Here is a 21,878-nt window from a genome sequence, read left to right on the forward strand (position 1 = left end):
GCTCGAACAGCCGGTTTCCGGTGTCCGACGTACGCACTCTCGGCCGCCGGTACGCAGTGCGCTCCCGACCCGAATCCTCGGAGCCGGCCGCACTGTCCGCCGATCACGGCTCCGGCAAGGCGCTCGAGCCCGTGCGCGGCACGCTCACCGCCGGGTAGTCCGAACGGGTGATGGCGCTCCGCGCGTGTGACCGTCCAGCGCCCCGGTCGGCCTGGCGGGATTGGCCGGCGGTGATCTTCGCGACGTGCCGGGCCAGGTCGCGCAGGCGGGGGAGCTGGTAGACCGTCATCGAGGGCAGCCGCACTCCCCATTCCTGCTTGATCGCCGCCACGACGTGCAGGGCGAGCAGGGAATGGCCGCCGAGCGCGAAGAAGTCGTCGGTCGCGTGGACGTGCTCGCGGCCGAGGACGTCCGCCCAGATCTGCGCGATGAGCGTTTCCACCGGCCCGGCCGGCAGCTGTTCTTCGCTCCCCGGCGCCGCGCTGGACTCCTCGAACGTGGGGGCGGGCAGGGCGGCGGTGTCCACCTTGCCGCTCGCGGTGCGCGGCAGCTCGCGCATCGGCACGAAGGCGGCCGGCACCATGAACCCGGGCAGCCGGGCGGCGGTGTGCTCACGCAGCCGGGCCGCCGGGACGGTTGCGAGGCAGTACGCCACGAGCACCCGGCCGCGGTGGGGATCGTCGTGGACGACCACGACGGGGGACTCGACACCCGGATGCGTGGCGAGCGCGGCCTCGATCTCCGCCGGCTCGATCCGGAAGCCGTGGATCTTGACCTGCCGGTCGGCACGCCCGAGGAACTCGAGTTCGCCGTCGTCCGACCGGCGGACCCGGTCCCCGGTGCGGTACATGCGGGAGCCGTCGGCGGCGAACGGGTCGGCGAGGAACCGCTCCGCGGTACGGGAGGGTCGCCCGCGATAGCCGTGGGCGACCCCGGGGCCGGCGAGGTAGAGCTCACCGGTGCGGACCGGTTCGAGGGCCTTGCCGAGCACGTAGGTTCGCACGCCGGGCAGGGCCCGTCCGATCGTCGGCCGCCCGCCGGTGATCCAGGCCGCCGTCGAGTCCACGGTGCATTCCGTCGGACCGTAGAGGTTGACCGCACGCACCGCATCGCGGTTCGCCAGATCCGTCCACATGCGAGGCGGGATCGGCTCACCGCCGATGAACAGCCGAAGCGGCTGCCGGACGTGGTCGCGCAGCACCTGCCAGTGCGAGGGCGTCACGTCCAGGTCCGTCACGCCGTGATCGGCGAGGAACTCCGCCAGGCGCTGCGGATCCGTGCGCACCTCCTCGTCGAGCAGAACGATCGTGTCGCCCCGGCAGACCCGGATCCACTGCTGGACCGAGGCGTCGAACGACACGCTGGCGTTCCAGGCCACCCGTGCTCCGGCCACCGGGTATACCCCGGACCGTTCGAGGCTCGCCATCAGATGGGTCAACGACTTCCGGCCGACCTGGACCCCCAGCGGGGTGCCGGTGGATCCGGACGTGAAGATCACGTAGGCGAGCGCGTCCGAGTGGCCGCTTCCGGAACGTGGCGCCGGTGAGGGATCCGGAGCCTCCGCCGCCGGATCGTCCGCCCGGATCGCCGGAACTCCGAACAACGACGGAGCTGTGGTGCCGTCTGTCAGCACAGCGCACATTCCCTCGGTGGAAGCCATGTGCCGCAAGCGTTCCGGCGGGTACACCGGGTCCATCGGGACGAACGCGGCGCCCAGCCGCCACACCGCCAGCAACGCCACCAGCAGTTCACCTCGGCGTGGCAGGCAGATGCCGATCAGATCGCCCCGGCCGACGCCGTGGCGGTGCAGGACCCGGGCCAGCCGGTCGATCCGATCGGCCAGCTCGCCGTAGGTGAGCTGGCCGTCCGCTTCCACCACGGCGAGATCCCCGGGGCGGAGCGCCACGACCTCGCGCAGGCGTTCCATCAGGTCGGTGTCCGCGGTCGTCGGCATGCCGGTCCTTCCCTCAGCCCAGGCCCGCTGCGGCGGGTACGGTCGGCGCGCAGTCCTCCAGCGCGACGGGATCGCCCATGGCGACCGCGATCCTGCGGTCGCCGCGGAACGGATCTCGCCCGTGCGCGGCCAGGATGTTGTCGACGACCATCACGTCCCCCGGCTGCCACGGCTCGCGCACCGTGGCCGCATCGTACGCGGCGTTCATCGTGGCCACCTCGGCTTCGGTCAGTTCGGTGCCGTCGCCCAACGACGTCGCGAACGGCAACCCGTCCGCGCCGAACTCGGACTCGAGCACGTCCCGGATACTGTCGTCGAGCGAGAACCGGTTCCAGAACGCGACGTGGTTGAACCACACGGCGGCGCCGGTCCGCGGATGGTGGACGATCGCCGAGCGCACCTGGGTGGTGTGGAGCGCACCGTCCGTTCCCCACGTCGGACCGATCACGTTCTGCCGGCAGTACCGCTCGACATCCGCTCGCGACTCCGTGCCGAACGCGGTCCGCCACGGCAGTGAGAGGTGCTCACTGTAGTTGCGCCGCAACGCCCAGCCGTGTTCGCGGAACCGGTGCACGAGCTCGCCGGGGAGCTCGGCCAGGACGCGGCGGCAGTCGGCGGTCGGCGTCGCGCCACCCTCGCGTGGCGCCTCGAGGCAGCAGAAGAGCAGAACGCCGGGAAAGGTCATCGTGTAGCTGTTCTCGTTGTGCATCCGGATCCGTTGTGCGGCCGGCAGGTCCGTCGAGGAGTAGACGTCGTCGCCGAAGGCACTGCGCGGGGTCGCCTTCTCCCGGTAGGGCGCGCGCGACGAGACCACGCAGTCCCGCACCACGGCGAAGTCCTCTGCGCCGCGGATCGGCAGGCCGCGGAGGAAGACCACACCGTGCTCGTCAAGCGCCGCGCGCAGCCCCTGGCGGCGGTGCCGAAGCCAGGTCCTCGCCTGTTCCATACTGTCTACTCCGGACACTTCGATCAGCGCCGGAGCTCCGGGCATCACCCGGAGGTCCACCTGTGTGCTCATCGACGCTCGCATGGTCGTTCAGCTCTCCTTCCCGGCGAACTCGGGCGCCGCCGCAAGGCTTGCGAAATGCTTCGGCAGGTCCCGCCAGATCCGCGGTTGGTAGAAGTGGCCGCCGGGGAGGCGGGTGATCGAGAACGGCCCGGCGGCCGCGGCCTGCCACTGCTCGGCGACCGACTGTTCGATCACGTCGTCGTCCACCCCGTGACAAACCTGTAGCGGTACCTGCACGGCGGCCCGCCGGTCGGGCCGGTAGGTGTCCCGGACGCGAAGGTCGGCGCGCATGAGCCGAAGGGCCATCGCCAGCATGTCGGCATCGCCCAGGACGTGGTCGGGCAACGAGCCGGAGGTGCGCATCCAGTGCACCAGGCTCTCGTCGTCGTCGCTGACCCGCGGAAAGCGATCCCGCTCGGTCAGCCCGCGGACGGGCGAGTTGCACGAGGACACCACGAGCGCCTCGGGGACGGCGCCGCCCTGGCGCTGCAGCTGAAGCGTGACGTCGAACGCGACCCAGCCGCCCATGCTGTGCCCGAAGAGGACGAACGGGGTCGATGCCGTCCGGCGCACGGCGTCCGCGGTGTCTCGCACCAACTCCTGCCAGCTACCGGCCGCGGGCTCGGAGAACCGGCCCTCCCGGCCCGGGTAGCAGATCAGGGCCAGGTCGGTCTCGTCGTCGAGCACATCGGCCCACGCGCGATAGGCCCCGGTTCCGCCGCCGGCGAAGCCGAGACAGACCAGCGTGCGCCGGGCGTTCCGGCGCCGCACGGGCCGGACGACCGCGGGGTCATGCCCGGTCGGTCGCATCTGCGGCCGTCGCAGCGTTCGTGAGCGCCGTGCGGACCGAGCGTGGCCTGATGTCCGGCCATGCCCGCTCCACGTAGGTCAAGCAGGAATCCCGGGCGTCCGGTCCGTGCGCGATCCGCCATCCGCTCGGCACGGCCACGAAGCCGGGCCACAGCGAATGCTGTTCCTCCTCGTTGACCAGAACCAGCCAGTCGCCCTGATGGCCGTCGGTTTCGCTCATGGTGCTTCCCTAAGGTTGATGGTGTGGGGGGATGCCCTGGATGCCCAGGGCGATGGGAGGGTGGCTAGCGAAGCTCGTCGACGTACTCCCCTTCCTGGGTGGTGACCGCGCAGAACACGATCGTCGCGTCGTCGTGGAGCTTCCCGGGGAACCGGCCGGGTTCGGCCGACTCCGCGCGCCGCAGCCGGGCCAGCACGGTTTCCGGGCCGCCGGACTCGGCGAGCCGGAACAGCTCCGGCCAGGTCGTCTCGTATCGCTCGACCAGCCGGGTGACGCCGTCGGTGAGGACCAGCACACTGTCCACATCGGATGCGGCAAAACCGCCCTGGAGTGCGTGGCCGGCGGCGGCCGGGTCGGCGCCGGCCACCCAGAACCCACCGGACCTGTTGCGCAGCAGTCTTTTGGTCGTCTGGTAGTCGTCCGGCAATTGCCGGATTCGTTCGTCGGTGACGACGAGGATCCTGCCGTCCCGCAGGCGGAACGCGACCGTCGTGTCGCACAGGACGAGGTAGTCGATCCGCTCCCCGCGGTCGAGCAGGACCGCCGCTGCCGCGGTCGGCGAGTCGATGTGAGCCAGATCGCAGGTGTCCTCGTGCGATCGCCGCACCGCGGCGATCGCGTCGGCGAGAGCGGGGGCCGGCGCGGTCCCCGGGTCGGTGGTCAGCCGGGTGGTCAGCGCCGTGCCGAGCCGCCCGACGAACCAGACGACATCGTGGACGCATCCGGTGTCCGGCACCATCGTGGTCGCGCCGTCGAGCAGGACCACCGAGTCGTTCGTCGCCACGACGAGGTCTTCGTTGGCCCGGCCTGGTCCGGCCCAGGTGGCGTAGGCGACCTGCATGGGTATCCGCCTCCTCAGGCGCCGACCGCCGCGAGCGGGCGGTCGCGTACGGCGGCCGCGACCGTCTCGACGTTGCTGTAGCGGGGATCCGTCGCGAGTCCGAACCGGCCGTTCGCCACCGCGACGGCGAGTTCGCCGACCCCGTCGTGGACCGTTCTGCGCGGGCGCAGGCCGAGACCTAGCCGCGCGGAGGTGAAGTCCACCTGGTAATCCCGTGGATCGAGGCTGGTGTGCTCGACGACCAGCCGGGCGCTCGGTACGGCGTCGACGATGATCTGGCCGACCTGGCGCAGCTGGTAGTTCTCACCGTCCGAGCCGCAGTTGTAGATACCGTTGTAGGTGTCGCCTGTCCCACCGGCCGCAGGTGCGCCGACCGCCAGCAGCAGCGCCTGCGCGGCGTCCTCGACGTGCAGGAGCGGCCGCCACTGCGAGCCTCCGTGCACGACGACCTTGTGCTGCTGAACGGCCATCGCGGTCATGGTGTTGACAGCGAGGTCGAACCGCATCCGGGGCGAGATCCCGTAAAGGGTCGCGAACCGCAGGATCGATGTGCTGAAGGCTGCGCAGCGGGCCGAAAGCACGTGGTGCTCGGCGAAGATCTTGGTCTGCGCGTAGAGCGATCGCGGCTGCATCGGAGAGTGGATGCGCGCGCGGTCGTCCGGAGACAGACCGTAGTTGCTGCACGTGGACGCGAGCACGAACCGGCGTACGCCCGCCGCGCGGCAGGCCTCCACCAGGTGGACGGTCGCGAGGTAGTTCGTCTCCCACGTCAGGTCGTGGTCGAGATCGCAGGCCGGATCACCCACGATCGCCGCGAGGTGCACGACCGTGTCCACTCCGCGCAGCGCAGCTCCCCAATCGGCCACGAACCGGACGTCACCCTCGATGTGCCGCACGTCCGTGGTGGACGCACGCGGGGTGGAGGTCAAGTGGTTGTCGACCACGACCACTGGGTGACCCGCCGCAGCGAGCCGGAGGGACAGCACGGAGCCCAGATATCCGGCTCCTCCGGTCACCAAGACGGCTTGACGCTTCATACGGCAAGCGTAGAGACGGGCCCACGATGCCGTCCCCGGCCACACGGCACACGCCGTCCCTGACCTAGGGCGGGGAGGGGTTGCTACTCGGGTGTGGGGACGGCGGCCCGCTTGCGCCCTATCGTCGAGCAGGTCAAGGACGTCAGCGGCCAGTCGGCAACACACGGAGGCCGGATCATCATGCGGGTATTGGGTATCAGCGGCTTGCCGGACGGAATGTCCTTCAAGCGCAGGCAACTGCCGCACCTGGACGAACGCGAATACCGGATCGTGCAGGGATTGGACGCGGCCGCCGCGTTGGTGACCGACGACGGCGTCGTCGCCGCTGCCGCGGAGGAGCGGTTCACCGGCGTGAAGACCACCGGCGCGCTGCCGGTCAACGCGATCGAGTTCTGCCTTCGCGAAGCCGGCCTGCGTCTCGCCGATCTGGACGCCGTAGCGCACGGGTTCCACTACGAGCCGGCACCGACGGACTCGCTCAACGAGTACTTCCGTCGGCGTTACGAAGATGTCTACGCTCCCGAGTCGATGAAAAGCCGTTTGGCGCAGGCATTCCCGGACGCCGACTGGGACCGTCTGTTCCGCCCGGTGCGGCATCACCTGGCGCACGGTGCGAGCGCTTACGCCCTCAGCGGGTTCGAACGGGCGCTGGTGGTGGTCGCCGATGGCATGGGGGAGACCGAGAGCATGACCGTCGCGGTGGCCGACCGTGCCGGCATCCGGCCGCTTCGGCTGATTCCGGCGCTGCACTCGCTCGGCACGCTCTACGGCGCGGTGACACTGCATCTGGGTTTCGAGTTCAACTCGGACGAGTACAAGGTGATGGGTCTCGCTCCGTACGGCGATCCGGATCGGTTCCCGGAGGCGGCGAACCAGCTGGTGCGCCTGCGCCCGGACGGCACGTACGCGGTACCTGTCCTGGCGCGGAACCGTGGCTGGCAGGAATTCGAGACGTTGCGGGGGACCCGCCGCGCGCTTGCCGGGTTGTTCGGTCCCGCCAGGGAGCCGGGCGCCCCGATCACCCAGGACCACATGGACGTCGCGGCCACCGTGCAGAAGATCGTCGAGGTCGCGCTCCTGCACAGCATGCGGTGCTTCGCCGCCGAGACGGGCGAGCGCAACCTGTGTTTCGCCGGCGGTGTCGCGCTCAACTGCACGTTCAACGGGATGCTCGAACGCAGTGGCATCTTCGAGCGCGTGTTCATCCAGCCGGCCGCCGGTGACGACGGGTCCGCGCTCGGCGCCGCGCTGATGGTCCACGATCGGCGCCGCTTTCCCCGGATGACGATGCCGTACTGGGGGCCCGCGTACTCCGAGGCCGAATGCGCCGCCGCGATCGCGGGCACCGACGGGATCGCCGGTCAGGCGTACGACGACGAGGACAAGCTGCTCGACGACGTGGCGAACCTGCTGACCGACGGGAAGTTCGTCGGATGGTTCAGCGGGCGGATGGAGTTCGGCCCGCGCGCGCTGGGCAATCGCAGCATCCTGGCCGATCCACGTGATGCCGGGGTGCGCGACCGGCTCAACGCCGTGGTGAAACAGCGTGAGGACTTCCGGCCGTTCGCGCCGGTGGTTCGTGAAGAGGATGCGGGCCGGTTCTTCGACATCCGGCCGGGCACGACGGAGTCGTACCGGCACATGCTCGTGATCACCCGTACCCGGCCGGAGTTCCGCGACGCGCTCGCTGCTGTCACGCACGTCGACGGCACCGCCCGCGTGCAGGTGCTGTCGCGTGCCGACAACCCGCGCCTGTGGCAGCTGCTGGGCCGGGTCGGCGAGCTGACCGGCCTGCCGGTGCTCCTCAACACGTCGCTCAACCTGCGCGGCCAGCCCATCATCCGCGACCCGTGGACCGCGACCGCCACCTTCCGGCGGTCGCGGCTGGACCGGCTGGTCCTGCAGGACTTCCTGGTTCGCCACCACTCCGACCGCTGAGGTGAGGAGCAAACCGGAGATGCACACGAAGCTGTTCGGATTTCCCTACGCCGGCGGAGGGGCATCCCTCTACCGTTCATGGCCGGTCCAGCCGGGCTGCACCGTGCACGGCGTCCAGCTCCCGGGCCGGGAGGAGTGCTTCGACCAGCCATGGCCGCTCAGCCTGCCGGACACGGTGGCGTTCGCCGCGGAACAGGTGACCGGAAGGAGCGCCCCGGACGATCGGATCGCGTTGTTCGGGCACAGCTTCGGGGCGCTGGTGGCCTACGAGGTGGCACGGTGGCTGCTCGGTCACGGCTACCGGCCGGTGCACCTGTTCGCCAGCGGGTCGCTGGACCCGACGACGCCGCTCGGCCGTGACCCCGCGCCGCTGACCGACGACGAGTTCGTGGCCAGGGTCGAGCACCTCGCCGGCTACCGGCATCCCGCCCTGGACATCCCGGACCTGCGTGACATCGTGCTGCCCGTGCTTCGCGAGGACGTGCGGATGCACGAGTCCTACCGCGACACCGGAGGGTCTCCGTTGCCGGTGCCCATCACCGCGATCCGCGGGACGGACGACCACATCGTCGGTGCCGAAGACTGCGAACGCTGGGAGAAGGTGACCGCCGCCGGCTGTTCGGTCGTCGAGGTGCCCGGCGGGCACATGTACCTGGTCGACGACGCGCTCCCGCTGCTGCGGGCCATCCGGACGACCCTGGGGACCTGAGATGAACTCGAGCGCCCTGTCCGCGGCCGCCTTCGTGTGCACTGGGACACCGGCTGAACCCGGCATCCGCCTGTACCCGGAAGACACCGTGCTCGCGAGCACCGACGAACGGGCCGCCGAGGTGCGGCGGCGGATCATGCGGCGGCCGCTGGATCACCGGCGAGGACCGGGAATCCGGCTCGTCCTGCTGCGTTACGCCGACGGTGTGCAGCACCTGATCGTCTCGGCCCACGCCTCCGCGATGGACCTGCGTGGCGTGCGTCGTCTCGGGGCCCGGCTCACTTCGCGTCCGCTGCCCGCCTTCCCCCCGCCGGCCGAGGCCGGCCACCCGGTGGACGAGCTTCCCCTGGACTGGGCGCGGATCGGCGCACCCGGCCCGGCCGGAGTGGCGGTGCGAACGGCCACGATCCGGGCCGGCCTGGACGTCGAGGACATCTGCGTGGCGGCCGCGGTGGTCCTCGGCCGGTACACCGGCGCCGCGGTCGTGCCGATCGGTGTCGCGTGGACCGGGGGTTGCGGCGTGCTGGCCGTTGAAGTCAGCGAGCGGGCGAGCCGAGCCGAGCTACGGGGCTCGGTCCGGCTGCCGGGCGCGGCGCTGCCGGAGGGTGCCGACATCCCGGCTGTGACCGTGGACCCGGCCGACGTGCCCACCGTGGACGAGTGGCGGTCCGGTCAGCCCGGCGCTGTCGAGCTCCGGCTCACCGGTACCGGGCTGGACTGCCACTACCGGACGGATCTGGTCCACCCGGCAGCGGCCGAGGCCTTGCTCGTTTCGATCGCGGCGGTGCTCGGCGTCGACGAGCGGGACGCGGTCGGCGCGATCGAGCTGGTCCCCACGGCCCCCGGCCGGTCGGACATCGCCGTCGACCCGGCCGCCACGATCGTCTCGGCGGTCACCGCGCGGGCCGCCGAGGCCCCCGAATCGATCGCCGTCTGTGCCGCTGACGCCCAGCTGACCTACCGCCGGCTCGTCCGGCAGGCGGAAGAGATCGCCGCCGGGCTCGCCTCGGCCGGCGTTCACCGAGGTGACCGCGTCGGTGTGGCGATGGCGCCGTCGGCCCGCCTGATCGCGGTGCTGCTGGGCGTGCTGCGAGCCGGCGCGGCCTACGTGCCGCTCGATCCTGCCTACCCGCGCCAGCGGCTGTCGTTCACGGCGAGCGACGCCGGGCTCGCCGCCGTCATCGCGCAGGACGCTCTGCCGATCGACACCGACGCGTCGGTCCTCTCGGCCGAGAGGGTGTCGTCTGCCGAGCCGGTGCGGTTGCCGATGCCCGCCGCGGACGACGACGCCTACGTCATCTACACCTCCGGTTCGACCGGAACGCCCAAGGGCGTCCTCGTCACCCACCGGAACGTGCTGAGCCTGCTGGCCGCCACCGGAGAGTACGGCTTCGGCCCGCGAGACGTGTGGACCTTGTTCCACTCCTATGCCTTCGACTTCTCCGTGTGGGAGATCTGGGCCTGCCTCACCACCGGTGGCCGGCTGGTCGTGGTGCCCCGCGACACCGCCCGCGACCCGCACGCATTCCACCGGCTGCTGCGCCGCGAACACGTCACGGTCCTCAACCAGACGCCGTCGGCGTTCGCCCAGCTGGCTGTGGTGGACTCCGGATCCGAGCCGCTCCCGGTCCGGCTGCTGATCTTCGGCGGCGAGCCGCTCGACCCGAAGGTGCTCCGGGACTGGATCGGCCGCTACCCGCTGCAGCGCGTGGTGAACATGTACGGGATCACCGAGACGACCGTGCACTGCACCTGGAAGGTCGTCGACGCGCAGGCTGTCGAGACGGGGTCCCGGTCGATCGGCGCCGCCCTGCCCGGGTGGACGGTGAGCGTCCGGGACCGGCACGGCCGACGGCTGCCGGTCGGCGTGCCCGGAGAGATCCATGTCGAGGGTGCCGGCGTGACGCGGGGGTACCTCGGCCGTGCTTCGCTGACCGCACGGCGATTCACGGCGAGCCCCGGCGGCACCCGGCGGTACCGCAGCGGAGACCGGGGCCGGCTGTTGCCCTCCGGCGAGCTGGAGCACCTCGGTCGGCTCGACAGCCAGGTCAAGATCCGGGGGCACCGCATCGAGCTGGGCGAGGTGCGAGCAGCGCTGCTGCGGGATCCGTCCGTCGTCGCGGCCGCGGTGGTCGTCCGGGAGCGGGAGGACGCCTACCTCGCCGCTTACGTCGTCGGAAACCGCGCGAATCCGGCCGCCCTGCGCGACCGGCTCGCCGCCGAGCTCCCGGAGCACTGCCTGCCCCGCTCGATCACGCGGATCGCCGCGTTGCCGACGACGCCGAACGGCAAGCTGGACGCCGGCCGGCTGCCGGACCCCGGCGATGCGGTGCCGGACGCAGACCCCAGCGGCGGCGATGGGCGCAGCGCCGAGGAATGGCTGATGGCGCTGTGGCGGCGGCTACTGGGGAAGCCGGTCGCGCGGGAAGACAACTTGTTCCTCCTCGGCGGCACCTCGCTGCTGGCGTTCCGGACCGCGATCGAGGCCAGGGCAGCCGGTTTCGGGGAGCTCAGCGTCAAGGACGTCTACCGCCTTCGCACGGCCCGCGCCCTTGCGACGATCATGACCGGGAAGGACTGATCATGCGGCTGCGCGACAAGGTCGCCGTCGTCACGGGGGCAGCCCGCGGTATCGGCCGCGCCATCGCCGTGGCCTTCGCCGAGCAGGGTGCCGACCTCGTGCTGCTCGACGTGGCCGGTGACATCGACGGCTGCCCGTACCCGCTGGGCACCGCAGATCAGCTGGGTGCGACCGCGAAACTGTGCCGTGACCACGCGGTGACGGTGCTCACCCAGCACGTCGATGTCCGGGATGCCGTGGCCGTGACCGCGGCGGTGGGCGAGACACTGGATCGCTTCGGCCGTATCGACGTGCTGGTGAACAACGCCGGACTGGCCACGCCGGCGGGAGTTCCGGTGCACGAGGTGACCGAGGCCGGCTGGCGTCTCGTTCTCGACGTCGACCTCGACGGATCGTGGCGGATGCTGCGGGCCGTCGCGCCGGCGATGGTCGGCGCCGGCCGGGGGAGCATCGTCTCGATCGCGTCGACCGCTGGACTGGTCGGCTACCGCTACTTCTCGGCCTACGTGGCCGCCAAGCACGCGCTCGTCGGCCTCACCAAGGCCGCCGCACTGGATCTGGCCCCGCTGGGCGTGCGGGTCAACGCGGTGTGCCCGGGATCGGTTCGCGACGACCCGGATCTCGACGGCCGGATGCTCGGCGAGATCGCGCGGAGCCTCGGCCTCCCGCCCGCCGAACACGAGAGCGTCTTCGTGACCGACCAGCCCACCAACCGGCTGGTCGACGCGCACGACGTGGCGCAGACGTGTGTCTGGCTCGGCACCGACGAATCGACCGACGTGACCGGCGCGGTGATCACCGTGGACGGCGGGTTCACCGCACGCTGACGGAAGGAACGTGAACGTGAGCATCGACGACTTTTCCCTCGACGCCGAAGCCGAGCTGACCAGGTTGCTGGCCCGGAGGCAGGCCGATGACCTGCCGAGCCTCGCCGCGGACCGGGGCCCGATGTCGTCCGGGCAGCGCCAGATGTGGTTCTTCGAGCAGTGGAGCCCGGGCACCGCGACCTACCACACGCCGGCGGCCTGCTGGGTCGACGGGCCGCTGGACGCCGAGGCGCTTCGCCGGGCGTACACCGCGCTGGTCGCCAGGCACGGCGCGCTGCGCACGCGGTTCCTGCCGGGGCACGACGGCTCGGGGCCCGAGCAGGTCGTCGAAGCCGAGGCGCCGGCCGAGTGGAACTACCGCGACGTGTCCGCGGAGGACGACCCGGACGCCGAAGCGCTGGCAGTGGCCACCCAGGACACCTGCCGCCCCTTCGACCTGCGCGGGGGCCCGCCGGCCCGGCTGCTGCTCGTGCGCGTGGGCGTCGAACGACATCTGCTGGCGTTCACCGCGCACCACATGGTCGTCGACGGTGTGGCACTCGGAGTGCTGCTACGTGACCTCGACCTGCTCTACCGGGACCGTGCCCCCGAACTGCCCGAGGCGCCCGCGCGCTACCTCGACTTCGCCGGCGCCGAATCCGGCCGGCTGGTCGCGGGCGACTTCGCCGGGGAAGTCGAGTTCTGGCGTGACCGGCTCGAGGGGGCGCCACCGGTACTCGAGGTACCGGCCGGCCGGGCGCGCCCGGCCGCCCAGACGTTCACGGGGCGGACTGTCGCCTTCGAAGTGCCCGAGGAAGTGGCCGCGAGGATGCGTGCGGTCGCCGCGACCGTGGGAGTCACGCCCTTCTCCGCGTACCTCACGGTGTTCGGTGTTTTGCTCTCCCGCTACACCGGGCAGGAAGACCTCGTGGTCGGTACTCCCGTGTCGCTGCGGGACCGGGCCGAGCTGGCCGAGGTGATCGGCCCGCTGGTCAACACCGTACCGGTCCGCATGGATCTTTCCGGGCGTCCGCGGCTGGCCGACGCGCTGCGCCGCACACACGACGTCGTGATGGAAGCCTTCGGGCACAAGGATCTGCCGTTCGAACGGATGGTGTCCGAGCTCAGCCCGCAGCGGGCCCTCACCCACAGCCCCATCGTGCAGGTGGTGTTCGGCGCGCAAGACCGGCCGGAAGCCGGCGGACGCCTCGGCGCCGCGCGGCTCGAGCCCGTCCGTCTGGAACGTGGCACCGCGAAGTTCGACCTCACCTGGTCGGTGTTTTCGGGCGAGCGCACCGTGTTCGAGGTCGAGTACAACACCGACCTGTTCGACGCGGCGGCGGTCGAGCAGCTGATCTCCTGTTATCTGCGGCTGCTGCAGACGGCCGGTGAGCCCGGCTCCCGGGTCAGCGAGCTGGAGATGCTCACCGAGGCCGAGCTCGCCGCGGTCGTCGCCCGCTCGAAGGGCGACGCCTTCTCGGCTGCGCCGGACTGCCGGCCCCTGCACGAGCTCTTCGCCGAGCAAGCGCGGCGGAAGCCGGCTGCCACCGCCGTCTCCGACGTGCGGGTCACGCTCTCCTACCAGGAACTGGAGGCTCGTGCCAACCGGTTGGCCCGGTTCCTGCGGGATCGCGGCGCCGGTCCGGGTTCGATCGTCGGCCTCTGCCTCGACCGCGGTGCCGACCTGGTCGTGGCGTTGCTCGCCGTGCTGAAGTCCGGTGCGGCGTACCTGCCGCTGGACCCTCGCTACCCGCGCGAGCGGCTGGCGTACCTGCTCGGTGACGCCGGTGCCGTGGTGATCGTCACCGACGCGGCGTCCCGGAAACTGCTGCCGTCCGGAGATGGGGCGGTCGTCGACCTGGACACCGACGCCGAGCACATCGCCGCGGCCCCCGCGGACGCCCTCGATGTCCGGGTGCGTGCGGCGGATGCGGCCTACGTGCTCTACACCTCGGGCACGACCGGCCGGCCGAAAGCGGTCGAGGTCACGCACGCCAACGTGAGCCGGTTGCTCGCCAGCACCCGCGACCGGTTCGGATTCGACGAGACCGACGTGTGGACGATGTTTCACTCCCACACCTTCGATTTCTCCGTGTGGGAACTGTGGGGCGCGCTCGTCCACGGGGGCCGGCTCGTCATCGTGTCCCACCTGGTGACGCGCTCCCCGCAGGACTTCTACGAGCTGCTGCGCCGGGAACGCGTGACCGTGCTCAACCAGACCCCGTCGGCGTTCCGGCAGCTGGAGGCCCTCGACGCGGACGTGGGCGCCGAGCTCGCGCTGCGCCTGGTGATCTTCGGCGGCGAGGCGCTGGATCTCGGCAGCGTCGGGAGGTGGTTCGAGCGGCACGGCGACGACCGGCCTCGCCTGGTCAACATGTACGGCATCACCGAAACCACGGTGCACGCGACCTGCCGGCCGCTCACGCACGCCGACGTGGCCCGTCCGGAAAACCCGATCGGCGTGCCCATCGCCGATCTGGCGGTCTACGTTCTCGACCGCTACGGGAATCTGCTGCCTCCCGGTGTGCCCGGCGAGCTGTACGTGGGCGGCGCCGGGGTCGCCGTGGGCTATCTCGGCCGGCCCGGCCTCACCGCGGAACGGTTCATCGCGGACCGCTGGAGCGGCGTGCCGGGAGCCCGGCTGTACCGGAGCGGTGACGTCGGTCGCTGGGGTGCCACCGGGGAGCTGGAGTACCTGGGACGCAACGACCGCCAGGTCAAGATCCGCGGGTTCCGCATCGAAACCGGCGAGATCGAAGCAGTGCTCCGAGGCGTGGCCGGGGTGCGGGCCACGACGGTCATGGCCCGCGCCGACGACGGTGCGCAGCCGCGCCTGGTGGCGTACGTGGCCGGCGCAGGCTTGACCACCGGCGAGCTCCGCGAGCAGGTCGCGGAGTCGCTCCCGGACCACATGGTCCCGGCGGTGTTCGTGATTCTCGACGAGTTGCCGACCACCGCCAACGGCAAGGTCGACTACCGCCGGCTGCCCGCGCCGCAAGCCGTCCGGCCCGAGCTGGGCCAGAGTTACGCGGCGCCACGCGACGACACCGAGCGGACGCTGGCCGAGGCCTGGGCCGAAGTGCTCGAGGTCGACCGGGTCGGCATCCACGACAGCTTCTTCGAACTCGGCGGGGACTCCATCCGCACGCTGCAGGCGATCGGCCGCGCCAAGGAACGCGGCCTGGCGATCAGCCTGCAGGACTTGTTCGCGACCCCGACCATCGCGCAGCTCGCGGCGCGCGCCGAGCCGGTAGCCGAGGACGTGCGGGTGCGGGTGCCGTTTTCGCTGGTGCCGGCGGAAGACCGGGAAAAGCTGCCGGACGGGTTGGAAGACGCTTACCCGATGTCGGTGCTGCAGGCCGGAATGGTCTACCACATGACCCTGGACCCGTCGAACCTGCCGTACCACAACGTCAACGTCTTCCGTGTCCGCGCACCTTTCGACGAAGCCGCGTTCCGCCAGGCCACCAGGGATGTGGTGGCCCGGCACAGCATCATGCGCACGGCGTTCGACCTGAGCCGGTTCAGCGAGCCCATGCAGCTGGTGTACCCCGCTGCCGAGCTGCCGATCGAGGTGTCGGACCTGCGGCACCTGTCCGAAGCCGAGCAGGAGCGTCACCTGCTCGGTGTGCTCGACCGCGAGCGGCACAACCCGTTCAAGGTGGACGAAGCGCCGCTGCTGCGCTACCTGCTGCACCGGCGTTCGGACGAGGAGTTCCAGTGGACGATCACCGAGCACCACGCGGTGTTCGACGGTTGGAGCCTGTTCTCCACCCAGGCCGAAACGTTGCGCCGGTACGTGGCGCTGCTGCGGAATCCGGACGCGCCCGCGCTCCCGCGACCGGCCGCGCACTTCCGCGACTTCATCGAGCTGGAACGGGAGGCCATCGCTTCACCGGAGCAGCGGGACTTCTGGGCGGCCAAGCTCGCGGGTCGCCTGCCGTTCGAGCTGCCGAACTGGGGGAACGGCCCGGACGGGCCGGCACCGGGGATCACTTACGACACGCCGACCGAAGGCGAGGTCGTCGATGGGGTGCGCCGCTGGAGGTTCACTTCCACCCGCGACGCCGCCCACCGTTCCACGGACACGCTGATCCCGCAGGATCTGTGCGAGTCCGTGCTCACCCTCGCCGCGACCGCCGAGGTCCCGGTGAAGACGGTGCTGCTGGCGGCGTACCTCAAGGTGCTGAGCCTGCTCAGCGGCCGTGCGGACGTCATGGCCGGGGTGAGTACTCACGGGCGCTCGGAGGACGTCGACAGCACCGAAGTGCGAGGGTTGTTCCTGAACATCCCGCCGGTGCTGGTGACGGTTCCGGGCGGAAGCTGGCTGGACCTCATCCGCCGCACGTTCGCCGCCGAGCAGGAGATGCTGCCCCACCGCCGCTACCCCTACGCACACATGCAGTGGGATACCGGGTCACGCTCTCGGCTGTTCGACACCTCGTTCCTGTACAACCACTTCCACGTGATGAGCGACGTACTGGACGCCGGTGTCGAGATCCGTGACGGCAGGGTGGCGCACCAGGCCGAGTACCGGGTGGAGCCGAACAGCTTCAGCGTGAACGCGGGTGTCCTGCGCAACCCGCGATCGAACCAGATGCTCTGGCGAGTCGACTACTACACCGGCAAGGTGTCCGACGAGTTCGCCGAAGCCATGCACCGCTACTACATCGCGGTGCTGCGGGCGATGGCCAGGCCGGAGGAGCCGCAGAAGGGTTTCTCGCCGCTGGGGCCCGCCGAGCTGGACCGGCTGGTGTCGGAGTGGAACGGGTCCCGGGCCGGACTCGGGGCGGACCGGTGTCTGCACGAGCTCGTCGGGGAGCAGGTCAGGTCGACGCCGCAGGCGGTCGCGGTGTCGGACGGGGACGTCCGGCTCAGCTACCGGGAACTGTCCGAGCGGGCCGATCGGCTCGCCACCCGGCTGCGTGCGGCCGGCGCCGGGAAGGGCACGGCCGTGGCTGTCGAACTCCCCCCCGGCGCGGACCTGGTGGTGGCCATGCTGGCCACCTGCCGCGCCGGCGCCGCGTTCCTCCTCGCTCCGGCCGGAAGGGGTACCGGTCAGCAGCGGGTGAGTGCGCACGTAACGGTTGCCCCGGACGGACGCCCGTCCGTGCGCGCGGCGGCGGCCGGCACCGGGCCGTCGGCGACCGCACCGTGCGACGTGGACCCGATGGACCCGGCGTGCGTGGTCGGCGGCCAGGGGATCGCACACCGGGCACTCACCGGATACCTGGTGTGGGCGCGGCGCGAGTACGGCGAGCGGCTGGCCGGTGGCGTGCCGATGCTCGGCCTGCCGACGTCCGCCGCTGAGCTCTCGGCGGTGTTGCTGGGCCTGGTGACGGGCGCCGGCGTGCGCGTCGTCCGCGACGGTGTCGCCGGGCTGGTCCGGCAGGCGCCCTACGGACTGCTCAGCATGACTCCGGCCAGGCTCGCGGCGGTCTCGGCCACGGTGGGCCGTGCAGCGGCCGCCGGGCTCGCGGGGACGATTGTCGTGCACGGTGACGCTTTCCCGGCCCGGGTCCTCGAGGCCTGGCGCGCGCTCGCACCCGATGTCCCCGTGTATCACGAGACCCACTTGCTCGGCGGGGTGTGCGTCTTCCGTGCCGGCGCAAGCGGCTGGTCGGCGCGCGTTCCGGCCGGGCGGCCGATTCCCGGTGTTTCGGCCTATGTCCTCGGTGTGGACGGCGAGCTCGTGCCGCCCGGCGTCGCCGGGGAGCTGTGCTTCGGCGGGATCGAGGTCGCGGGGGAGTCGTCCGTCGCCGGTCCGATCGACGGCGAGCGGCTGCGCACCACCGGCAAGCAGGCCCGCTGGCTGCCGGACGGGCAGCTGGACGTGCTCGACGGGGCTGCTGTCAGCGGTGTTCCGGTCGACGTCACGGCACTGGCCGCGGCGTTGTGCCGACAGCCCGGAGTCCGCGACGCGGTCGTGACCGTCGAGCGGGACGGCCTGATCGCGTACTACGTCGCCGAGCAGGAACTCACGATGCCGGACGTCGTGGCCGCGCTCACCGCGGACGTACCGGCCGGCGTCGAACTCTCCGCCCTGCACCGGATCTCCGAGATCCCCACGACCCCCAGCGGGCTGGTGGATCGCGCCGCGCTCACGGCGGCGGTCGAGCGGCGGACCCGACGCGCGGAGAGCGGTTCGGCGCCGGTGGGCGAGCTCGAGCTCGAAATCGCCGGCATCTGGAGCGACCTGCTGCGCGTACCGGTCACGGATGTGACGGCGGACTTCTTCGAGATCGGCGGGCAGTCGCTCAAGGCGGCACAGCTGCGGGACCGGATCAACGCCCGCTATGCGGTGGAGCTTCCTCTCGTCACCTTCTTCCGGGCCCGGACCGTGCGTGCCCTGGCCGACCGCATTGGAGCAAGCCGATGAGCACACCGATCGCCGTCACGTTCGCCGAGCCCCTGACCGAGCACCACGCGGACGACCTGCGGCGGCACGTCTACTACGTCAGCGAAGACATCAGGGAGTTCCGCCTCATCCGCGGAAGCGGCGGGGTCGCCGGCGTGGAGATTTCGCTGGCCGATGCCGACCGGGCCGAGGAGGTGGCCGAAAAGGTACGCCGCCTGGTCGTCGACGACATCCTCCGGCGCCGGGAGGTGCCGAACAAAGTCGTGTGGCGGTTGCCGGAGCACGCGAGGTACGCAGCTGACACGGCCGGACGGCTGCGTGCGACACGAGCGGCCACCACAACGGCACCCGGGTTGACCGCGATCAGCGGGGCGCCCTTGGCGCTCCTCGAGTACTTCGACGGCCGGTTCCGGGCGATGGCCGCCGAATGCGGCGCAACCGAGGTGCGCTACCCGACCCTGATCCCGACCGAGGTGATCGACCGCTGTGGGTACATCGCGTCGTTCCCGCAGCTGATGATGTTCGCCACTCGGCTTCGCGGTGACATCGACAACTACCGTGCGTTCACCGACCGGCACGTGCCAGGCGGTGACGTCGCCTCCTACGTGCTGGACCACTCGGGTCCGGCCGACTACTGCCTGCCGCCGGCGACGTGCTTCCACGTGTACCACCAGCACGAAGGGATGCGGCTGCCGGCGGGAGGCACCGCGGTGACCGCCGCGGCCAAGGTCTTCCGCCACGAGTCGAAGTACGAGGACGGGCTGGAACGCTTGTGGGACTTCACGATGCGCGAGATCGTCTTCATCGGCGACCGCGATCACGTCCGCGAGCGTCGGCAGGCCATGATGGGAAACGTCCGCGCGTTCCTGGAGCGGCACGAGCTGAGCGGCCGTTGCGAGGTGGCCAACGACCCGTTCTTCGTCGGCGCCGACTTCGCGGCGAAGATGACGCTGCAGAGCCTTTCGGAGTCCAAGTACGAGCTGCGCCTCGGCGTCGCGGCCGATCGCACGATCGCCTGCGGGTCGTTCAACTACCACGACAGCTTCTTCACGTCGCGGTTCGACATCGGCGCGGCCGACGGAACCGAGCTGTCGACCGGGTGCGTGGCCTTCGGGCTGGAGCGATTCGCCTACGCGTTCCTCTGTCAGCACGGTGTCGACCCGGCCGGCTGGCCGTCGGCGATCCCGGCCGAAGTCAGGTGCGCGTGACGGTGTTCGCCGAGGCCGGATTCCGACGGCTGCTGATCGGCCAGACGGTGTCCAATCTCGGCGACACCGCGCTCTACCTGTCGTTGGGCATCTGGGCCAAGGATCTCACCGGAAGCAACAGCGCGGCCGGCGCGATATTCCTGACGTTGACGTTGCCCGTTCTGTTCGCCCCCGCCGCCGGCGGCGTCGTGGACCGCGTGCCCCGCCGCCGGCTGCTGGTGGTGACGAACGTGCTGACCGGTGCCGTGGTGCTGAGCCTGCTCGCCGTCGACTCCGTGCGGCAGCTGTGGATCCTCTACGCGGTGACTTTTTGCTACGGCGCCTCGGCGTTGTTCGTCGGGGCCGCGCGCTCGGCCTTGCTGAAGGAGCTGGTGCCCGATGGAAAACTGGCCGCTGCGAACGCCGCCCTGCAAGCGGCGAGCCAAGGTGTCCGCGTCCTGTCGCCGCTGGCGGGCGCCGGGCTCTATGCCGCGGTCGGCGGCAAGGCCCTCGCTGCCTTCGTCGTGAGCCTGTTCGCCTTGGCAGCGGTGATCCTCGGCGGCATTCGCGTGACGGAGACGCCACCGGACAAGCGGGAGTCGTTCCGGCGGGAGTTCCTGGCCGGGTTCACGCACATCCGCGCGGTCCCACTGCTGGCCCGGGTGACGGCGGCGGGCGCGGGCGCATGGGCGGTGCTGGGGTTCTTCGAGACGGTCATCTTCGCGGTGATCGACGCCGGCCTGCACCGGCCGCCGTCGTTCTACGGTGTCATCACCAGCATCCAGGGCGCCGGGGCGATCGTGGGCGGCGTCGTGGCCGGACGGCTGTGCGCACGTCTCGGCGAGGACAGGCTGGTGGCGTTCGCGCTGGTCTCGTTCGGCGTCGGCAACCTCGCGCTCGCGCTTCCGGTGATGCCGGTGGCGGTGGTCGCCTCGGTGCTCAACGGTGCCGCGATGGTGTGGTTCGTCGTCGGCTTCAGCACCGCGATGCAGGCGCACACCCCGGTGTGGATGCAAGGACGGGTCAACGCCGCGAGCAACATGGTCATCCTGATCCCCAACACGGCCTCGATCGCACTGGGCGCGATCCTGGTCGCCGCCGTGGACTACCGGGTGCTGCTGGCTGCCACGGCCGCGGTGACCGTCGGCTGCGCCGCCGCGCTCTGGCGCGGTGCCGGCTCGAAACCGGCCGGGACCGGGAAGCCGGTCAGCGGTCGGACTGGCCGCCGACAAGCTTGGCGTAGGCGTCCACGATCGGCATCTCCGGCCCGATGATGTCCGCGGGCAGCTCGTCCACCGCGAAGTACCGGCACTGGCTCAGCTCGACGCCGTCGACCCGGAGCTCTCCGCCGAGCGGCTTGGCGGTGTACGCGGCCGTCACGTTGAACACCTCGTCGCCGTGCGGGTAACGGAAGTAGTACTCGGGGCCGGAGAAGACCCCGAGCAGGGTGAGGGCCCCGAGCTCCAGCCCGGTTTCCTCGAGCACTTCCCGGCGGCCGACCTCCTCGAAGCTTTCGCCCGGTTCCATGAAACCGCCGGGCAGCCCCCAACCGGCGATGCCGATCCGCTCGACCAGCAGCACCCGGCCGTCGTCGTCGAGCACGAGAACCGAAGTGCCGGGCAGGATGAGAGGCCGGGTGCCGACCACCGACCGCAGCTGCTGGATGTAGTTCACCGCTCGTCTCCCATGGTTGCCGCGATCTCGTGCCGGTGGGCGTATGCTAGCGCGATCGCTTCGCAGACGCGGTCGACGAGGTCGAACGGCATGTGCGAGTACAGCGGCAGCGTGAGACACTTCCGGGTGATCATTTCGGTCACCGGCAGTCGTGCTGGGAATTCGGTGTAGGCCAGCTGCCGGTGCAGCGGTGGATCGAAGTACGTCCGGGTGCTGATGCCCTCTGCGGCGAGGGCGGCGGCCAGCTGATCCCGGGAAAGCCCGAATTCCTCGGTCGTGATGAGCACGGTGAAGTCCTTGTGGACCGGGGTGGCGCCGTCGGGCACTCGCTGCAGCCGGACCGGCAGCGTGGCGAGCGTTTCGGCGTAACGGCCCGCCAGGCGGCGCCGGCGGTTCAGCGTCGCGTCCAGCAACGGCAGATTGCGCAACCCGATCGCGGCCGCGAACTCGGTCATCCTGGCGTTGAGCCCGATCATCCGGCTGTCGTAGTCGCCGGGGTTGCCGTAGTTGCGGGCGAGCCGCAGTTCCGCGGCCAGGTCCGGATCGTTCGTCGCGATCAGCCCACCCTCCCCGGTGGACAGCGCTTTCGTCGGGCTCAGGCTGAACACTTCGGCGAGTCCCTTCGAGCCGATCCGCGTGCCGTCCCGGTAGCGTCCGCCGAGCCCGTGTGCAGCGTCGAAGATCAGCTCGGCGCCACGCGCCGCGGCTGCCTTGGTCAGGTCGTCGGCATCGCTGGGCACGCCGAAGGTGTGTA

The 21,878-nt window shown here is 71.0% G+C and carries 15 protein-coding genes; 7 read left to right on the plus strand and 8 right to left on the minus strand.

From position 1 onward, the window contains the following. Window positions 1-103: 103 nt before the first annotated feature. The 6 genes from CCN39_RS08595 to CCN39_RS08620 all read right to left on the minus strand — a co-directional run bounded on the left by CCN39_RS08595 (window position 104) and on the right by CCN39_RS08620 (window position 5,871). A complete protein-coding gene (locus tag CCN39_RS08595; RefSeq protein WP_086840114.1) occupies window positions 104-1,954 on the minus strand; it encodes a non-ribosomal peptide synthetase in 1,851 nt (616 codons plus the stop codon). Window positions 1,955-1,967: 13 nt separating this feature from the next. Further along, a complete protein-coding gene (locus CCN39_RS08600; RefSeq protein ID WP_244210668.1) occupies window positions 1,968-2,972 on the minus strand; it encodes a TauD/TfdA family dioxygenase in 1,005 nt (334 codons plus the stop codon). 18 nt (window positions 2,973-2,990) lie between these two features. After that, window positions 2,991-3,734 (minus strand): thioesterase II family protein, encoded by a 744-nt coding sequence (locus tag CCN39_RS08605; protein ID WP_244210669.1) that lies wholly within the window; start codon window positions 3,732-3,734, stop codon window positions 2,991-2,993. A 19-nt stretch (window positions 3,735-3,753) separates the two neighbouring features. After that, a complete protein-coding gene (locus CCN39_RS08610; protein WP_086840118.1) occupies window positions 3,754-3,993 on the minus strand; it encodes an MbtH family protein in 240 nt (79 codons plus the stop codon). Window positions 3,994-4,057: 64 nt separating this feature from the next. Beyond that, complete coding sequence (locus tag CCN39_RS08615; RefSeq protein WP_086840120.1) at window positions 4,058-4,834, minus strand: protein phosphatase 2C domain-containing protein; 777 nt, start codon at window positions 4,832-4,834, stop codon at window positions 4,058-4,060. Window positions 4,835-4,848: 14 nt separating this feature from the next. Then, a complete protein-coding gene (locus CCN39_RS08620) occupies window positions 4,849-5,871 on the minus strand; it encodes an NAD-dependent epimerase/dehydratase family protein (protein ID WP_086840122.1) in 1,023 nt (340 codons plus the stop codon). A 93-nt stretch (window positions 5,872-5,964) separates the two neighbouring features. Here CCN39_RS08620 and CCN39_RS08625 point away from each other — a divergent pair, with 93 nt between their 5' ends. Genes CCN39_RS08625 through CCN39_RS08650 form a run of 7 tightly spaced genes read left to right on the plus strand, consistent with a single transcriptional unit; the run spans window position 5,965 to window position 20,724 of the window. Next, window positions 5,965-7,809, plus strand: a complete 1,845-nt coding sequence (locus CCN39_RS08625; RefSeq protein WP_208630179.1) for a carbamoyltransferase family protein — start codon at window positions 5,965-5,967, stop codon at window positions 7,807-7,809. A gap of 19 nt (window positions 7,810-7,828) precedes the next feature. Beyond that, the gene (locus CCN39_RS08630) at window positions 7,829-8,518 is read left to right on the plus strand and encodes a thioesterase II family protein (RefSeq protein WP_086840125.1); all 690 of its coding nucleotides are present in this window, start codon (window positions 7,829-7,831) and stop codon (window positions 8,516-8,518) included. A gap of 1 nt (window position 8,519) precedes the next feature. Beyond that, the gene (locus tag CCN39_RS08635; RefSeq protein ID WP_086840127.1) at window positions 8,520-11,099 is read left to right on the plus strand and encodes a non-ribosomal peptide synthetase; all 2,580 of its coding nucleotides are present in this window, start codon (window positions 8,520-8,522) and stop codon (window positions 11,097-11,099) included. Between the two features lie 2 nt (window positions 11,100-11,101). After that, entirely contained in the window at window positions 11,102-11,926 is an 825-nt protein-coding gene (locus CCN39_RS08640) for an SDR family oxidoreductase (RefSeq protein WP_086840129.1), read from the plus strand. 16 nt (window positions 11,927-11,942) lie between these two features. Next, window positions 11,943-18,284, plus strand: a complete 6,342-nt coding sequence (locus tag CCN39_RS08645; RefSeq protein WP_143263986.1) for a non-ribosomal peptide synthetase — start codon at window positions 11,943-11,945, stop codon at window positions 18,282-18,284. Beyond that, window positions 18,281-19,471 (plus strand): class-II aminoacyl-tRNA synthetase family protein, encoded by a 1,191-nt coding sequence (locus CCN39_RS50085; RefSeq protein WP_158104491.1) that lies wholly within the window; start codon window positions 18,281-18,283, stop codon window positions 19,469-19,471. Before CCN39_RS08645 ends, CCN39_RS50085 begins: the two co-directional genes overlap by 4 nt. Then, window positions 19,468-20,724 carry an MFS transporter gene (locus tag CCN39_RS08650; RefSeq protein ID WP_158104492.1) on the plus strand — a complete coding sequence of 419 codons (1,257 nt, stop codon included), beginning with the start codon at window positions 19,468-19,470 and terminating at the stop codon, window positions 20,722-20,724. The genes CCN39_RS50085 and CCN39_RS08650 overlap by 4 nt, the downstream gene beginning before the upstream one ends. Here CCN39_RS08650 and CCN39_RS08655 read toward each other — a convergent pair. Further along, a complete protein-coding gene (locus tag CCN39_RS08655; protein ID WP_086840132.1) occupies window positions 20,657-21,124 on the minus strand; it encodes an NUDIX hydrolase in 468 nt (155 codons plus the stop codon). The genes CCN39_RS08650 and CCN39_RS08655 overlap by 68 nt on opposite strands. Continuing rightward, window positions 21,121-21,878 (minus strand): DegT/DnrJ/EryC1/StrS family aminotransferase (locus CCN39_RS08660; protein ID WP_208630180.1); only part of this gene is annotated, 758 nt, incomplete at its 5' end. The genes CCN39_RS08655 and CCN39_RS08660, both read right to left, overlap by 4 nt.

Origin of the sequence: Amycolatopsis kentuckyensis (genome assembly GCF_002155975.1) — a bacterium.
Taxonomy (GTDB): Bacteria; Actinomycetota; Actinomycetes; order Mycobacteriales; family Pseudonocardiaceae; genus Amycolatopsis; species Amycolatopsis kentuckyensis.

Excerpts from the sequence above, each read along its gene's own strand:
- CCN39_RS08600 (WP_244210668.1), bottom strand. The coding sequence starts at position 2,972 with ATGAGCACACAGGTGGACCTCCGGGTGATGCCCGGAGCTCCGGCGCTG.
- CCN39_RS08635 (WP_086840127.1), top strand. The coding sequence starts at position 8,520 with ATGAACTCGAGCGCCCTGTCCGCGGCCGCCTTCGTGTGCACTGGGACA.
- CCN39_RS08615 (WP_086840120.1), bottom strand. The coding sequence starts at position 4,834 with ATGCAGGTCGCCTACGCCACCTGGGCCGGACCAGGCCGGGCCAACGAA.
- CCN39_RS08640 (WP_086840129.1), top strand. The coding sequence starts at position 11,102 with ATGCGGCTGCGCGACAAGGTCGCCGTCGTCACGGGGGCAGCCCGCGGT.
- CCN39_RS50085 (WP_158104491.1), top strand. The coding sequence starts at position 18,281 with ATGAGCACACCGATCGCCGTCACGTTCGCCGAGCCCCTGACCGAGCAC.
- CCN39_RS08630 (WP_086840125.1), top strand. The coding sequence starts at position 7,829 with ATGCACACGAAGCTGTTCGGATTTCCCTACGCCGGCGGAGGGGCATCC.
- CCN39_RS08620 (WP_086840122.1), bottom strand. The coding sequence starts at position 5,871 with ATGAAGCGTCAAGCCGTCTTGGTGACCGGAGGAGCCGGATATCTGGGC.
- CCN39_RS08610 (WP_086840118.1), bottom strand. The coding sequence starts at position 3,993 with ATGAGCGAAACCGACGGCCATCAGGGCGACTGGCTGGTTCTGGTCAAC.
- CCN39_RS08595 (WP_086840114.1), bottom strand. The coding sequence starts at position 1,954 with ATGCCGACGACCGCGGACACCGACCTGATGGAACGCCTGCGCGAGGTC.